Here is a 15340-nt window from a genome sequence, read left to right as displayed (position 1 = left end):
CCGCCCTGGTTCGCGGTTCCTTGATCCACGAGGCTTAAGAACGATGTCGACGTTGTCGCTGCAGTGGAAAGCGCGACGATCACCTCGTCCCAGCGGGAGTACCCAAACAACTGTGCAGTCCTCGGCTAGAACGTCGACGACGGCTTCCTATGAAAAGTTCTTCCCGTCCTGGACTGTGACAGGATCTCGGGGCTGCAATTCCATCCAGTTCTTCCGCCCTACCCGGTAGGAAGAACTGATCGGGTAGAGATGAGCGTACGGTTTCACTCGCCGCATCAGAGTTTCCTCCCATCGCCGGTTCCGGTGGTTCTGTCGATGGCGCAGGCGGATCCCAGGAGGAGCAGGGAACCGAGGCAGAAGATCCCGGGCATGCCCAAGGGAACGGATGCCACCCCGAGGATGAGGGGCACTGTTGTTTGGGCGAAGCGGTTGGCCGTGAGCCGCAGGCCCAAGGCTGCTAGGGGTCTTGCCTGACTGATGGTGGAGCTGGCATCCCCAAGGTGCCAGCTCCACCATCAGTCGTGCGAGGTTCAGCCTTCGATCGCGGCGATCTCGTTGGGTACGCCAGGGAGTTCGTCCGAGGACGTGATCTCGCCGGTGGCGATGTCGACGGCGTGGAGCTTCCTCGCCGCGGGGTCGGTGATGTACGCGGTGCCTCCGACGACCTTGATGGCGGGGTGGGGATCCTGCCACTCGGCGGGGCCTTCCCAGGCATCGATCACGGGGGTGGAGTCGGTGATCTCGCCGGTCTCGGGGTCGATGCTGTGCAGGGCCCCGTCCGAAGCGATGATGAGGATCTCGTCGTCCGGTCCGCGGGCCACGTCGCGGAAGGTGTACTCGACGCCATCCGGGAGGTCGATGACCTCCATGGTTCTGGTCTCGGTGTCGATGAGCGTGAGCTGGTGCAGGAGGTAGCCCTCGAGGTCGGGATCGTCCTTGTAGTCGCCGGCGATGATGGGGCTGGTTTCGCTGACGTACGCGTTGCCCATGCGGCCGAATTCGTCCGGGGCGTCGATCTTGGTGATCTCGCCGTTGTCGTAGACGAGTGCGCCGTCGCTGCAGCCGAACACGACAACCTCGTTCATGGCCGTGCCCTCGCCGTGGACGGAGGGGCACTGGTCGTTCGTGGCGACCTCGTTGCCGTCGGCGTCGAGGACCTTGATGCCGGAGCGGCTCTCGGAGTTCCCGACTGTGGTGAGGAAGGTGCCGTCCTCGAGGACGATCGAGACACCGTGGTGGGCTTCCTCGCCTTCGATGACCTCGGTGACCGGGAGGCTGTCCGGGTCCTCGAGGAGGTCGTCGGTGGTGTAGATGGTGGTGTCGCTCGTGCCGTCCGCATAGAGGATGGTCTTGTCGCCGTGCTGCACCACGTGGCCCGCCGTGTCGGCCTCGAACCTGAGGTTGGTGAGCTTCGGTGCCGCCTGGTGGGACCCCGAGGAATCCGTCCACGTGCCGAGGTCGAGGACCTGGAAGCCCTCCGGGACGGTGACGAGGGCGTGGCGTCCGTCGCCCGCGGGGTTCAGGCGCGTGAAGCCGTCGATGGGCATGTCGCCCTCGAGTTCCATCGTGGTGCCGTCGAGGACCATGACGCCGCCGTCGTAGGTGAGGGCGACGCGGGGGGTGGGGGACGCAGCTGCTGCGGCCGAGGTGGTCGTTTCCGGTGCAGCTGTGGCGTTCGACGCCGGCTCCGGAGCGGAGCCACACGCCGTTACCAGCAGGGTGGAGGTGGCCACGGTCGCCGCGAGAGCGAGGTGGCGCCTGCGTTTCGTGGGCAGATTTGCTGTCATGATTTCCTTTTCTTCGTTCGGGGTCTCAGGGCGAGAGCCCGGTGGCGATGCGTTCGGCGTTGGTGCGCATCATGGTGAGGTACGTGTCTGCACCTTCACCGGGGTCTGTGAGGGATTCGGTGAACAGTTCGACGACGTCGACGTCGATGTTCGCGCCGTCGGCGAGGACCTGGACGAGCCGGTCGGGTTGGGAGGACTCGGCGAAAATCGTGGTCACCTGCGCCTCCTCGATGGCTGCGACGAGGTCGCGGAGGTCTGAGGCGCTGGGGGAGGCTAGGGTGGTACCGCCCGGGATGACGGCTCCGATGATCCGGAAATCGTATCGATCGGCGAGGTAACCGAAGACATGGTGGTTGGTGACGAGGTTCCGCCGGTCCGCCGGGATCGTCGCGAAGGCGTCGGTCATGGCCGCATCGAGCTCGGTGAGCTCTGACTCAAAGGTGGAGGATGAGGCTTCGATGGCGTCAGGGTCGATACCGTCCATCCCTGAGACCTGCTCCTGCAGAGCGTCGACGACGTCGGCCATCAGTGCCGGGTCGGTCCAGAAGTGCGGGTCCAGTGCGCCTTCGGATTCGCCTTCCGTGTAGGCGAGGGGTTCGATGATCTCGCCGGCGACGAGAAGGGGAACACCCTCTGACTGGGCGCTGTCGATGTGCTGCTGAAGTCCCTCCTCGAGGCCGAGGCCGTTGCTGACGATCAGGTCGGCTTCGCGCATCATGGCGCCGTCCTGTGCGGAGACCTCGAAGGAGTGCGGGTCGGCATCGGGTTGCATGAGGACGCGGACCTCGGCCTCGTCCCCGACGACGTTCTCGACGACGTCGCCGAGGATATTGGTGGTGACGACGATGAGCGGTCCGTCGCCCCCGGCTGCAGCGCAACCGGGGGCACTGATGAGTGCCATCGCGGCCAGAGCCGAAGCGACGTGCCGTCGTGTTCGGGTCATCGACCGACCTCCGCCAGATGCGCGGGGATGGTGTCGGTGTCGAAGGTGCGGGCGATCCGGGCATTGTCGGCGAAGTCGATCTCGACCAGGGTCTGCTCGGCAGGGGCGTTGAGGTAGGCCCGTTGCTGGTCGAGGGTCAGCTCGACCCCGGCCAGGAGTCCGGGGTCGGCGAGGGTTTGCGGCAGGAGCGGTTCGGTGGCGGTGATCGTTCCGCCGGTTTCGGCCGACATGACAAGCACACGGCCGTCGGCACCGAGGGCGACGACGTGTCCTTCCCGGTCATCCACCGCGGAAACCTGGAGCAGCGGGACCTCTGACGGGATGAACTGCCAGGTGCGTTCCCGGGTGTCCAGCAACCACGCGCCCTGCTCGCCCGCGACGGCGGCGACTGTAGGGCGGCCCTCCCGGGCCCGGAACTCCGTAGCCTTCGGGGCGTCCGCCGCTGCAGGGTAGGGGATGCGCTCGTACACGACCGTGTCGCCGTCGAGCGTTGCGAGCAGGGCGCCGTCATCGCACCCGATCACGGCGCCAACGGATGTGGTGATCGTGCCGCGGGCATCCACGCAGTCCGCGGTCGCACCGTCGATCGGTTCCCCGCCCCTGCCGTACGCCTGCACCGAAGCCGTCGTCGTTCCCTCGGTGCCGGGTCGGGTCAGGAGAGTGAGGTCCGAGAGGGGGACGAGCATCCCGGGGTGAGGCTCGACGGACAGCTCAGCGCGGACATCGAGCTCTCCCTTCGCGAGGGCGTCGTTGTCCAGCACGGTGCCTTTGCCGCTGTCCGGGAAGTAGACGGCCGTGGCAGAGGAGCCGGAGGAGACGACGGCTTCGCCTTCGCCCTCGACGGCGCCGATGATTCTGGGTTCTCCGTTGTAGTAGTGGAAGTGGTCCTCGTGGTCCCAGGTCCACATGCCGCTGTCGACGATCGTCATGGTGCCCGTGGTCGCAGAGGACGCGAAGAGGTACCTCCCGTCGGTCGAGGTGGCACTGACGTCCGGGACGTCGCCGACAGTGGTGGTCGTCTCGTCGGCCAGGTTGAGGAGGTCGATGTGTCCGTCGATGTCCAGGGTCATCAGGTGGAGCTGGGGTTCGGCGACTTCCGTGGAGCCCTCGAGTCTTCCGTGACCGTCGCCGATCTCGGCCGGAGCAGAGCTGGAAGCGGTGAAAGAGCCGCTCGCCGTGTCCGCGGCGGGCTCGGACGGATTGGCCGTGGAGCAGGAAGCGAGGGTCAGGGTAAGCAGGGGGAGGGAGAGCAGAAGGGTTTTAGGCGTTCGCACGAAGGGCTTTCTGTGGTGGATGTGCCGGTTCCGGACCGGCGGAACGATCGAGGGTCTCCAGGGGGCTGTCGGACGAGCTGACAGTGGATCTGTTGGCTGAGGTGGTGCGACGGCGGGTCATGCCGCGGATGATGTTCGACACGGCGGCGCAGGTGATGGCGGCGAGGGCGATCGATGCGCCGGCCGCGGTCCCGTAGTGCCAGGAGGTCAGGAGCCCGAGGAGAACCGAGAAGGCGCCGATGAGGGTCGCGAGGCCCATGGTCGTCGGGATACGGGTGGTCCATGCCGCGGCGGCAACAGCGGGCGCCAGGAGCAGCCCGATGACCAGCAGCGCACCGACCGCCTGATAGGACGCGACGACGGCCAGGGTCACCAGGCCCACAAGCAGCACCTGGGCCAGGCGTGGCCGCAGGCCCATGACATGAGCGACGCGGCGGTCGAAGGCGAGGGCGACGAAGGAACGGTGGAAACCCGCGGCGATCAGCACCGTAAGGATCAGTGCGCCCACAAGGAGCTGGACTTCACCTGACCCGACGGAAAGGACGTCACCGAAGAGGATGGCGGTGGCGTCCGTGGCGAAGCTGCGGGAGTGGGAGATGATGATGACCCCCGCGGCGAGCATGCCGACGAAGAACAGACCGATGCTCGTGTCATGGGAGAGGCGGCCCCGCCGAGCGAGGAAACTGACGCCGAGACTCATCAGCACGGCACTGAAGGCTGCCCCCACAATGACGGGCACGCCGGCAAGCGTCGCGAGGGCGACGCCGGGCAGCATGCCGTGCGCCATCGCCTCCCCGAGGAAAGCCATCCCACGGATCACGACCCAGGTCCCGACGACGGCGCAGATAGCGGCACACAGCGAGCCGCCGACGAGGGCTCGCAGCATGAAGTCGGTGGAGAAGGGATCCAGGAACAGGTGCACCGGGCAACCCTAAACTTAAATGAGTATCGTTCTCAACGTGATAGTTTCGAGGGATGTTATCGGCTCGATGCGTCTCCTTCCCGCCTCAGCAGCATTCCGGCAGATCCAGCCTGCCCCTATCCAACTCGGGCGAAGGTAGGAGTGAGCCTCTGGTGCTGACGGACGTATGGTTCGATCACGATGGAGTCGATGTCCTGTGCGGCGTCAGTGTGTCGATCCAACCTGGTGCCGTCACAGTCATCGCCGGACCTAACGGGGCGGGGAAATCCACGCTGCTGGCAGTGCTGGCCGGGGTGCTGGCACCCCGCCGTGGAGCGGTATCGACGCCCAGGAACGCGCGCAGGGCTCTTGTCGTCCAGCGCAGCGAGGTGTCCGACCGGATGCCGCTCACCGTTCGCGACGTCGTGACCATGGGTCGCTGGTCCACAGCGGGTATGCTTCGACGCCTACACGCCGAGGATCGCCGCATCATCGACGAGTGCATCGACCTCGTCGGTTTGGCCGGTCACCAGAGCCGGCCCCTTGATGCCCTCTCGGGAGGGCAGCGACAACGTGCCTTCCTGGCTCAAGGACTAGCGCAGCGCGCGGACATCGTCCTTCTCGATGAGCCCACCACCGGCCTGGATGCCACCACTCGGGCCCTCGTGGCAGACGTTCTGATCGCGGAGCAGGCACGAGGAGCAACCGTTGTCTGCGTGTCACACGACGACACAACCCTCGCCGCAGCCGACCACATCATCACCCTCGACGCTGGCCGCATCCCACCTGACCCCAGCACGCCCGATACATCCCGCATGTCCGGTATCTCTGTTGCTTCATGCACAGCCCGAACAGACGAGGCCAAGAGTCATTGCTCTTGGGCGCTGACGAACAACGACAATTGCGATGGTGATGCAGAGGGGGTAAGCGGCGGTAGATGAAAGCCGATTGCGCCGCACCGCGCCGCGCCGAAGGATCCTTCGACGGACGAGCGGACGTCATGGTCGCTTCAGGCTACGAAGATGCAGAACGGATGACCGGCCGGATCGGCGTAGACGTATAACGGCTCGTTCGGGTCATCCGTACGATCGACGCGGAGCTCTGCCCCCAATGCCAGCGCCTGGGAATGGTGATACGCGAGTGTTTCCCGGTCGGGAACGGTCAGATCGAGGTGCATCTGCATCGGCACATCAGGCAAGGGCCATGTGGTCCGCTTCAAATGATCAACCTGCTGAAAAGCGAGCCTGCGGTTGCCCTGTCCATCAGTGAGAACGAGCCAATCGACATCATCAGGCACGCTCTCACCCGCGGGCTCGTCAGCGTGGGATACGGGCTGCGTTGGTTTCCTCGTGTGTGCGGCTGCAGCCGCGAGCTTCCTCTCATTAAAGGATCCTTCGATGAGAGGAAGCGGACACTTGCCTACCCATAGTCACCGCCTCACACTGGCAAGAGGTGGCCGGTAAGCAGCCCGGGGCAGAGTATGAGGAGCCGCAATGCCAGACGGTTCAGGCTTGCGAGGAGTATATGAAGGGATCATCTCTGCGGTCGGCGCTGGTGATGCCGTTGCGCTGGAGGGTTTGATCTCTGCTGATGTGGTCGACCACATGCCCGTGCCCGGTCAGCCCGAAGGGCGTGAGGGCTTCATTTTCTGGATGCACAGCATGCATGCTGCCTTTCCCGATATGACGGGAACCATCTCTGACACAGTGGTTGAAGGCGACAAGATCGCCGGCCGGGTGCTGTGGACCGGAACGCACACAGGGGAGTTCCTCGGTCTACCCGGTACCGGCAGGCCGGTAGCCCTTACCGCCATGCACCTTGTTCGGTTCAGGGACGGGGCGGCGGTTGAATGGTGGGGCGCCGCAGACCTTTTTGGCGCTGCAATGAGTTTGAATGCCCGCTTGGAGCCTCCTCCATAGGGAGACGATGTACTGGATCCCTCTCCTCGGGGTGTTGACGATGTCTTCTCCAACAACTCCACCCCTGGCCTGCACCTCACCGCCTACCTCCCTGAACGCGGCAGTTCCTCAGCCGGGGCTTCTCCAGCGGGCAGTTGGCGAGACCCTCGGTCGGACGGATTGTTGGAGGCAGTGGGCCGCGAGTGTTGAGGGCTTGGAGATGCGACTTTCTCCCCCATGCCACTCCTTGGCCGCGATGAGCTGAAGGATTGGTCCCGATGCCCCATGGGAGTGGATGGATGCAGCGAAAGACAGGGATGGGTTGCTCATCAGAGCCCCGATCTGTGCGAACGTGCAGAACCAGCAACGCTCGGAAAACCCGGGACGCGACCGTCAAAAGGGAAATTCAGCGCTCTCTGCGAAATGACACTGCCCACGGTACGCCGCCACACCTGACAGCTCCTTTAGTGCTACAGGCAACCTTTGTCGTCTCCTGGGCGCCACCCCAACCGCATGAGGACAGCGTCACGCTGACCACACCAGTGGTGGGTGCGGATACGGGCGTCTCCACTGTGCATTTTTTCGGGGCGTAGCCTCGTGGAAGGTGTTGCGATTGCAAGCTGATCACCGGGAGGAGGGAAAACGGATGAGTGAAGGATATGTCGCCACGTCGACGGTCTTGATCGAGGCGTCGACAAGCCGCGTGTGGGCGGTGTTGACCGATCCTGAGGCTATCAAGGAGTTCATGTTCGGCACGAACGTTGCCACCGAGTGGAAGGTTGGAGGCCCGATCCTCTGGCGCGGCGTGTGGGAAGGCGCGCCATATGAGGACAAAGGCACGATTCTCGCGTGTGCACACGGACGGCGGCTGGTGATGACCCACTACAGCCCGCTGAGCCGCCAGGAGGATAAGCCCGAGAACTACCACACGCTCACGTGGACCCTGGAAGGCACGACAGGCATGACGCAGCTGACGCTATCGCAGGACAACAACGCAAGCCCCGATGAAGCGCAGCACGCGAAAGGCATGTGGGACGCTCTCGTTGCGAGCGTGAAGACAATCGCCGAAAGGGTATGAACGATAGTCCCGGGCAGGGACCGGTCTGCAAGAAGCTTGATGGTTGGGATATCCGCATCTTGGCCGAGCAGGGGTTGAGAGGCCCTTTCGCTGTTAGAGCTCTGGATCCGGTCGGCGGCGCGTCCGCCCTTGGCTTCATTCACGATGTCACGGCTGAAGACCCTAGCCGAGGACGGTCATGTCAGCGAGTATGAGGGCAGACAGGCCACCGCTTCTCGGTGTTCTGAACCAGAGGAATCATGATGAGTGCAACGCACCTCCGCGGTTCAACTAACCCTCCATCAGCATCAGCAGCGACGCGACAGGAGCGCACCGGCCGGGACGGTCCCGGTCAGGGAAGAATTGTTCCCATAAGCACGGGGCTGTGGCGGCAGGGTGAGCGTCGCCAGGAGACAGAACGAAAACTCTCTCTTCACATCGCAAAGTACCGCCACACCCATCCCATAAGGCCCCGCCCCTAGTGCCAGCCCTCAAAAGGGGCTTCTCAGGTCTACTCGGGGACTGTCCGATGAACGGTGTGTGAGGGTCCGGCTTGATCGATGTGCGGTGGGATCTACCCGACTCTGGGGGGCCCATCGTTCCCGAGCTTTACGTCCTCGAGATCCTCGTGCGTAGGTCAGGTACTGGGGGTGGTAGGTGTCAGCGGACGATGAGGACGTTTGTTGGGGAGTGGTGAAGGACGGCGTGGACGGTGGATCCGAGGCGGGCACCGATGGTGTTGCGGCCTTTGGCGCCGAGGACGACGTAGGACGTGGTACGGGCATGATCGATGATCGCCCCTGGTACCGATACGGCCGTGATGGTTGCGTCGGCGATGGTGAGGCCGGTGTCAGCTGGAAGCAGATTCAGTGCCTGTTGGATGACGGGGTCACGCTCGGCCGAGGCGGCAGCGTCGTCAGTGTCCTGGACTGCCGGTTCGATGACTCTGTCGAGCATGTGTCGTCGGTGGGGGAGTGCGTGCAGGAGATGAAGGGGCTGGTGAAGCGTTGCAGCCAGGCGTGCGGCTGCCAGGACCGCGCGGTCGCTTTCAGGTGATCCATCCACGGCGGCGAGGATGATCTCGTGGGTGGGCTGGTCATTGCGGACGACCATGATGGCGCAGGAGGCGCTGGCCGCCAGGTGCAGGCTGACGGATCCTACGAGGAGGCCTGCGAAACCACCGAGCCCGCGGGTGCCGGTGACCAACAGGGATGCGTCTGCCGAAAGCCTGGTCAGAGTCTCTGCAGGGAAGCCGGTGAGAAGGCGTTTGCTGGCTTCGATGCCAGGTGCTGTGGTGAGGGCGAGCTCGAGACCTTCGGTGGCAGTTGTTTCCGCCTGGTGTTGCAGTCCGCTGTCCTTGACGCCTGTTACGGGGCCCAGGTTGTTCGTGAGCAGCGGCCACACCGAGCAGTGAACGACGATCAGGGGGTGTCCGGTCACTGATGCGTGCCGGGCTGCCCAGCGCACTGCCAGCTGGGATCCCTCCGAACCGTCGTATCCTACGATGATGGGTTTTGCGGGGGTGCTGGTGGTGTTCATGCTGGTACTCCTATGCCGGGTAGCTGCAGTGCCCATGTGAGATTTGACGTGCCGCGTCCGATAACAGCCAGGTACCCCCAGTGTGCACCCTGCTTGTTCACATCCCAGCAGGCCAGCCTTCCACGCCTCGGTGATCGGCGGGGTTCAGGGTCGAGTGGAACAGGCCCGCTTCCGGCAGGACCAACGGCAGGGCGCGAAACAGTACACCCGCGACACGGCAAGGACCTAGAGTCGGGTACGGGCTCGGTCCCTGACGAATCTTCGCCGGACGACGCGAAGTAAAACCCGTCGCCCATAACCCGAAGGAGAACGCTCGATGAACGACACAAGCATTTCCGCCAGCCGCACGATCGATGCACCGGCCGACGCCATCTTCACCTTCCTTTCCAACCCGGCCCACCACGCGGCCCTGGATGGTTCCGGGATGGTGCAGTCGGACAGCAAGTCCGACCGCATCACCGGCGTCGGCCAGACGTTCACCATGAACCAGAACTGGGACAAGATGGGCGGCGACTACCAGACGGACAACCACGTAGTGGGTTATGACGAGAACAAGCTGATCGCCTGGAAGACCGCGCCCGCGGGGGAGGAGCCTCCCGGTTGGGAATGGGTGTGGCGGTTCGAGACGGCCGGTCCCGGTTCAACCGAGGTGTCCGTCACGTACGACTGGTCCGGCGTCACCGACAAGGAGACCCTGAAGAAGCTGAGTTTCCCCGAAGTGTCCCAGGACGCCCTGGAGTCGACGCTGGCCAATCTTGCAGCGCAGGTGTCAGAAGCCTGAGCCCGCCCACTACGAGTAGTACGACGACGGCCGGTTCCCGACTCTTCAGGGGCCGGCCGCCGTCATCCTTGCACGCGGTCGCGACGGGGATGCCGAAGTGCACGTCCCTCCGCGGTAGGGGTTCGAAACAACACGCGGATACGGGCGGGAGCAGTGCCGGCGCTGGGAGCATTCATAGTCACCGTGTGGTCGCGATGCAGGTCAATTTCTCGGACGCCGTCCACAGGTCGGCCAGGCGAGTGGTGTCTTTCGCGGCAGCGGAGCTGTTGATGACCTGGGCACCACCGCGCATGTGGAACATGTGTTCCGGTCCGGTGAACGTGCCGCTCGGCAGGTCCTCCGTGATTGCGTAGAGCACCGGGAGGGCTCCCTGGTCGGGGCTCTGGCCGAGGACCGGGAGCAGAAGGTCCCACAGCCCTGGCTTCTCTCCGGTGGGCCTGTCGTAGATCGGAGTCACCACAAGCCCGGGGTGCGCTGCGATAGCTCGGACGGGCGAGCCTGCTTCCGACAGACGGCGCGCGAGCTCGAGGGTGAACATCAGGTTCGCCAGCTTCGAGTCCGCGTAGGCGCGACCACCGGCGTACGCGCGGCTGTGCCAGTTGAGGTCCTCCAGATTCAAGCGACCCATCCGCTCCGCTTGCGAGGACACGGTCACCACGCGCGAGGTGATCTGGGGCAGAAGAAGAGTTGTCAAAAGGAAGTGTCCAAGGTGGTTGGTGCCGAACTGGCTTTCGAACCCGTCCCTCGTGCGGTGCAGCGCCGACTCGGACACTCCGGCGTTATTGACCAGCACATCGATCTGCTCCGTCGACTCGTCAGCGAATCGGCGCACCGAGTCCAGATGTGCCAGATCAAGTTCCCGCACGACATGAAAGCCTGCTGCCCCGGGCAGATGCGCCGCTACTCTGCGGCCCTTGTCCGTGTTGCGGACGGCAAGAACTACGCGGGCACCTCGGGCAGCGACTGCGACCGCGGTGGCCTTGCCGATGCCGCTCGTCGCTCCAGTGATGAGAATGGTGCGGCCAGCCAGGTCGCCGGCGGAAGGTAGGTTCGTCATGACCGCAAATGTAGGCGCCGTATACATTGTTGTCAATGTCTACATTAGGTAGGCTCGAGAGGTGCCTACTCCCTATCACCATGGTTCGCTCCGCGAGGTCCTCATCGCTGAGGGTCGGCAGCTGCTGATGGAGGAGGGGCCTCAAGCAATCACGATACGGGGGCTCGCCAAGCGGGCCGGGGTCAGCCACAGCGCACCGTTACGCCATTTCAGAGACCGGGATGCGCTCTTGGACGTCATTGCAGCCGAAGGGTTCAATGAACTCACCACTGCCCTCAGTACAGCGCAGTACCATGAGGATTTCCGGGAGCGGCTGAGTGACTACGCGCACGCTCATGTTCGGTTCGCCCTCGAAAACGGGCCGCTGATGGAGCTGATGTTCGCGGGCACTCCGCGGTTGGCAGACTCGCCCGCAGCGCGGGCGGCCAGCAGATTCTTCATCCAGGGAGCCGAAATGCTCGGCGAGACTGGCCGTGGCAGGCCAGGCCCACTCCCGTTCCTCCTCGCCGGCACGCTAGAGGGAATCAGCTCACTGGCCCACACTGGCCGCCTCGCACCAGATCAAGTGGACGAAGTAATAGACACCGCTGTGACCGTGCTGCTCCCTGCGATCCAGGAGCAGCTGAACCAGCGGAATCAATGACGCTCACCGCCGCTCTGCCAGACAGGGAACAGAAGGTGCCGACGCAGCACTTCTACGATTCCCTGGGTCGGCGAAACCGGCCACCCTCATGCCCTCGTGCACTCGGGGCGGATATGAGCCGTGATGCAAAAGTAGCAGGCGCCCCCGTCCAGGGCGCCTGCTACTTCTACTCTTCCTGCTAACGCTGGGGCGTTCGCTCCCCAGGTTCCAATCGGTTAGCGGGTGGTTCCATCGGTGTCCGTGTCGATGCGTTCCTCACGGACCTGTTCGTTGACGGTGTGCTGTTCGGTGACGGTCTCCTTGTCGAGGCGGACACGCTCGACCGGGACGGCTTCCTTCTCGACGACGGGTCGTTCTGCGGTGAGGACCACTTCGTGTTCCTCCTCGCTGATCGCGGGACCGTCGTAGGCGTTGTCGCGGTTCGCGTCCGTGATGGGTTCGCGTTCCACCCGGACCTCCTCGTGGCTGACGGGAACCGTGGTGCTCACGTTCTCCGTCACGACATGCTTGCGCAGACGCGCCCGTCCGACCTCACGCTTCTCGGTGCCGACGCGCAGTTCTTCCTTCGACCGCGTCATGGCCTCGTCCGTGGTCGGGCCCGAGGTGTCATGACCGACAGCATCACGAGTGCCGGCAGTACCGGCAGTTGTGCCGGTCGTCGCCTGACCGGTCGTCTCCGTGTCCGTGGCGGTGCCGTGGACGCTGTAGTGCCGGTACAGCTCTTCCTCCTCTGTGGGACTGAGGTGGCCGTCGCGCTCCACGGAGGGTGCTGCCTTCACCAGGGCCTTGTCGTACGGCACGCGGAGGTCGTTACCGTCGATGGAGGCGTCCTGAAGGGGTACGAACGTCTCCTTGGTGCCGAACAATCCGGTGTTCACGGTCACCCAGCTGGGCTGACCGGTGGTGTCGTCGACGTAGAGTTCGCCGATGGAGCCGAGCTTCTCACCGTCGGTGGTGTAAACCGTTCCCTTACCCGTGGTGAGCTGGTCGAGGTTGTCATTGCTGATCATGATCTCTCCTTCGCTGTTGCCGGGCGTTCACTATCCAAGCCGCTGAGGGCTTCTCTCCACCCTAGGCACGAACGACACCTGATAGCAAGCAGGCTTACTGTCAGGTCGCGTCGGCTTCAGGTTTCCGACGCACGCCAGCTGTGCTGCTCCTGGTTATGTCTCCGCCCTACTTCCAAAGGAGCTATGCCTTTCGGCGTCGGGTGGCTGAGCGGGGTGGGGCCGCTCGAAGGTGTGCGCTGACGCGGCCGAGGATGCGCGCGAGATCGCCGGCGTCGTCGTCGCTGAGAGGAGCGAAGAGGAGGTTGCGGACGGCGCCGATGTGCCCGGGGAATACCGCCTGGAGGACGTCCCTGCCGGCATCGGTGATGGTCACGATGGTGCTGCGTTCATCGTCGGGTGAGGGAGAACGGGTGATCAGACCACGTTCCTCGAGCGATTGGGCCTGATAGGTCAGACCGCTGCGGCTGTAGACCACCCCATCGGCGAGGTCGGTCATGCGCAGGTGGCCGTCGGCGGCGTCGCCCAGGCGTGCCAGGAGCTGGAACTGGACGTAGCTCAGGGCGCCGACGTCGCGGAGCTGCTTTTCGACTGCGGGGCGCAGCAGGCTGCTGACCTCCGTGAAGGCGAAGTACGCGCTCAGTTGCGTCGGCGTCAGGGCAGCTGGCTGTTCAGTCATCACTCGATCATAAGGGGTTGCTTCGAAGTCGAAGTGGTGTAGGCTCTTCGTATCTGCTTCGAACTCGAAGCACTAGTCGAATCACCAGTCGAAGGGTAAGACCATGAAGGCAATCCAGTTCCAGGAAGTCGGCGGACCCGAGGTCCTCCAGTACCTCGAGATCGAGCAGCCTGTTCCGGCTGCGGGGGAGGTGCGGTTGCGTGTTGCGGCGTCGGCGTACAGCGCGGCGGACGGCGGCATGCGGGCCGGTTTCCTGCCGATTCCGATCACGCTGCCCCACGTACCCGGGTACGACGTCTCGGGTACCATCGACGCGGTCGGCGAGAGCGTCGACGGTTTCACGATCGGCGACCCGGTGATCGCCTTCCTACCGATGGAACGCGACGGCGGAGCGGCCGAGTATGTCGTAGCGCCCACGGATGCCGTTGTCGCAGCCCCGACGAGTATTCCGCTGACCGATGCTGCGGCGTTGCCGTCGGTGGCTTTGACGGCGTGGCAGGCATTGTTCGACGAGGGCGGACTTCAGGCGGGTCAGCGCGTGCTCATAGTCGGTGCCGGTGGCGTCGTGGGCAAGTACGCCATCCAGCTCGCGAAGCGGGCAGGCGTGCAGGTGGTCGCGACGGCCAGCCCGCGCAGCATCGAGGCCGTCCGCGCTGCCGGCGCGGACCAGATCATCGACCACACGGACACTGACCTGCTCGGCGCCCTGGAGGGGCAGGTCGACGTGCTGCTGAACCTCGCTCCGATCGATCCGGCACAATTCGCCGCGTACGTCGCCGCCGTGCTCGACGGCGGCGTGGTGGTTAGCACCACAGCGTTCATGGCCACCCCTGGCGACGACACCCGAGGTGTCCAGGCAAAGACGGTGTTCGTCCTGCGCAACCAGGGCCGCCTTGCGCAGCTGGTAGCCCTCGTCGACGACGGCGCGCTCACCGTCGAGGTGACCCGCAGGATCACACTCCCGGAACTGCCCGCCCTCCACGCCGAAGCCGGCGCCGGCCGCATCACCGGGAAAGTCATCATCACCCCGGCCTGAACCACCACAAGCACCAAAATCACCAGAGAAGAAGGCCTACCGACCCACTCCACTCCGCCAGGCCAACGCATATGGCGACCATTGATCGCCGACGATTGTGTGAATACTGTCCGGTGAACACGCGCTGCGCGTAGTAAGGGAGGGCAACCAGATGAGACAACTCCGATACTCCATCAACGTCACGCTCGATGGCTGCTGTCACCATGAGGCGGGGCTCCCTCCCAATGAGGAGTCGATGCGTTACTGGACCGCGGAGATGAAGCGAGCCGATGCCCTGTTATTCGGTCGGGTGACGTACGAGATGATGGAGTCGGCGTGGCGGCGGCCGGCCACGGGCGCGTGGCCCGCGTGGATGGGTGAATTGGAGATTCCGTTCGCCGAGGCCATCGATGGGGCGAAAAAGCACGTCGTGTCGAGCACGCTGAGCGGGGTCGATTGGAATGCCGAGCTCGTGGGAGGTGACCTGGGGCCAGCGGTTCAGCGGCTCAAGCAGGAGCCAGGCAAGAGCCTGTGGGTCGGCGGCGTGACGCTCCCCCTCGCGTTGGCCGATCTGGGACTGATCGACGAGTACGAATTCCTGGTGCAGCCGGTTCTTGCCGGACACGGGCCGACGTTACTCGCCGGTCTGCGCGAACACGTCCAGCTCGAGTTCGTGAACAGCCACCAGTTCCAATCGGGGGCAGTAGCCCTGCGATACCGGCCCACACCCGAAACAGGGTGAGGCAATTGTTACCTGCA

16 protein-coding genes are annotated in these 15340 nt (G+C 64.4%); 7 read left to right on the top strand and 9 right to left on the bottom strand.

The window, feature by feature from the left end; genetic code table 11:
• Nucleotides 1–530 precede the first annotated feature (530 nt).
• The 4 genes from aztD to aztB are packed head-to-tail and all read right to left on the bottom strand — an operon-like array spanning nt 531 to nt 4926.
• On the bottom strand, nt 531–1787 hold the full coding sequence (aztD, locus tag ACX80J_RS05140; protein WP_459343986.1) for a zinc metallochaperone AztD: 1257 nt from the start codon (nt 1785–1787) through the stop codon (nt 531–533).
• Between the two features lie 25 nt (nt 1788–1812).
• Nucleotides 1813–2730 (bottom strand): zinc ABC transporter substrate-binding protein AztC, encoded by a 918-nt coding sequence (aztC, locus tag ACX80J_RS05135; protein ID WP_459343985.1) that lies wholly within the window; start codon nt 2728–2730, stop codon nt 1813–1815.
• Nucleotides 2727–4004 carry an ABC transporter gene (locus ACX80J_RS05130; protein WP_459347087.1) on the bottom strand — a complete coding sequence of 426 codons (1278 nt, stop codon included), beginning with the start codon at nt 4002–4004 and terminating at the stop codon, nt 2727–2729. The genes aztC and ACX80J_RS05130 overlap by 4 nt, the downstream gene beginning before the upstream one ends.
• Nucleotides 3991–4926, bottom strand: coding sequence for a zinc ABC transporter permease AztB (gene aztB, locus ACX80J_RS05125; RefSeq protein ID WP_459347086.1), 936 nt, complete (start codon nt 4924–4926; stop codon nt 3991–3993). The genes ACX80J_RS05130 and aztB overlap by 14 nt, the downstream gene beginning before the upstream one ends.
• A 152-nt stretch (nt 4927–5078) precedes the next feature.
• On the opposite strand from aztB, the gene aztA reads away from it, so the two are divergent.
• Nucleotides 5079–5846 (top strand): zinc ABC transporter ATP-binding protein AztA, encoded by a 768-nt coding sequence (aztA, locus tag ACX80J_RS05120; protein ID WP_459347085.1) that lies wholly within the window; start codon nt 5079–5081, stop codon nt 5844–5846.
• Between the two features lie 68 nt (nt 5847–5914).
• Here aztA and ACX80J_RS05115 read toward each other — a convergent pair whose 3' ends face one another.
• Entirely contained in the window at nt 5915–6202 is a 288-nt protein-coding gene (locus ACX80J_RS05115; protein ID WP_459347084.1) for a VOC family protein, read from the bottom strand.
• 196 nt (nt 6203–6398) lie between these two features.
• Between ACX80J_RS05115 and ACX80J_RS05110 the strand changes: the two genes are divergently transcribed.
• Both ACX80J_RS05110 and ACX80J_RS05105 read left to right on the top strand, forming a co-directional pair.
• The gene (locus ACX80J_RS05110; RefSeq protein ID WP_459347083.1) at nt 6399–6824 is read left to right on the top strand and encodes an ester cyclase; all 426 of its coding nucleotides are present in this window, start codon (nt 6399–6401) and stop codon (nt 6822–6824) included.
• A gap of 625 nt (nt 6825–7449) precedes the next feature.
• Nucleotides 7450–7881 carry an SRPBCC domain-containing protein gene (locus ACX80J_RS05105; protein ID WP_459347082.1) on the top strand — a complete coding sequence of 144 codons (432 nt, stop codon included), beginning with the start codon at nt 7450–7452 and terminating at the stop codon, nt 7879–7881.
• 639 nt (nt 7882–8520) lie between these two features.
• Here ACX80J_RS05105 and ACX80J_RS05100 read toward each other — a convergent pair.
• A complete protein-coding gene (locus ACX80J_RS05100) occupies nt 8521–9399 on the bottom strand; it encodes a universal stress protein (RefSeq protein ID WP_459347081.1) in 879 nt (292 codons plus the stop codon).
• Between the two features lie 316 nt (nt 9400–9715).
• Here ACX80J_RS05100 and ACX80J_RS05095 point away from each other — a divergent pair, with 316 nt between their 5' ends.
• Complete coding sequence (locus ACX80J_RS05095) at nt 9716–10180, top strand: SRPBCC family protein (protein WP_459343978.1); 465 nt, start codon at nt 9716–9718, stop codon at nt 10178–10180.
• A 178-nt stretch (nt 10181–10358) separates the two neighbouring features.
• Here the strand turns inward: ACX80J_RS05095 and ACX80J_RS05090 are convergent, their stop codons facing one another.
• Nucleotides 10359–11237 carry an oxidoreductase gene (locus tag ACX80J_RS05090; protein ID WP_459343977.1) on the bottom strand — a complete coding sequence of 293 codons (879 nt, stop codon included), beginning with the start codon at nt 11235–11237 and terminating at the stop codon, nt 10359–10361.
• Nucleotides 11238–11298: 61 nt separating this feature from the next.
• Here ACX80J_RS05090 and ACX80J_RS05085 point away from each other — a divergent pair, with 61 nt between their 5' ends.
• Nucleotides 11299–11880, top strand: coding sequence for a TetR/AcrR family transcriptional regulator (locus tag ACX80J_RS05085; protein WP_459347080.1), 582 nt, complete (start codon nt 11299–11301; stop codon nt 11878–11880).
• 215 nt (nt 11881–12095) lie between these two features.
• Here ACX80J_RS05085 and ACX80J_RS05080 read toward each other — a convergent pair whose 3' ends face one another.
• Together ACX80J_RS05080 and ACX80J_RS05075 are read right to left on the bottom strand one after the other, a co-directional pair.
• The gene (locus ACX80J_RS05080) at nt 12096–12890 is read right to left on the bottom strand and encodes a DUF2382 domain-containing protein (protein ID WP_459343975.1); all 795 of its coding nucleotides are present in this window, start codon (nt 12888–12890) and stop codon (nt 12096–12098) included.
• 181 nt (nt 12891–13071) lie between these two features.
• Nucleotides 13072–13566, bottom strand: a complete 495-nt coding sequence (locus ACX80J_RS05075) for a MarR family winged helix-turn-helix transcriptional regulator (protein WP_459347079.1) — start codon at nt 13564–13566, stop codon at nt 13072–13074.
• 103 nt (nt 13567–13669) lie between these two features.
• Between ACX80J_RS05075 and ACX80J_RS05070 the strand changes: the two genes are divergently transcribed.
• Both ACX80J_RS05070 and ACX80J_RS05065 read left to right on the top strand, forming a co-directional pair.
• Nucleotides 13670–14602: an NADP-dependent oxidoreductase gene (locus ACX80J_RS05070; RefSeq protein WP_459347078.1), complete on the top strand. Its 933-nt coding sequence runs from the start codon at nt 13670–13672 to the stop codon at nt 14600–14602.
• 151 nt (nt 14603–14753) lie between these two features.
• The gene (locus ACX80J_RS05065) at nt 14754–15323 is read left to right on the top strand and encodes a dihydrofolate reductase family protein (RefSeq protein WP_459343972.1); all 570 of its coding nucleotides are present in this window, start codon (nt 14754–14756) and stop codon (nt 15321–15323) included.
• Nucleotides 15324–15340: the final 17 nt, after the last annotated feature.

The organism is Arthrobacter rhamnosi (assembly GCF_054510975.1).
The sequence above is the reverse complement of the archived record's forward strand: the minus strand, read 5'-3'. Positions and strand labels throughout refer to the sequence as shown.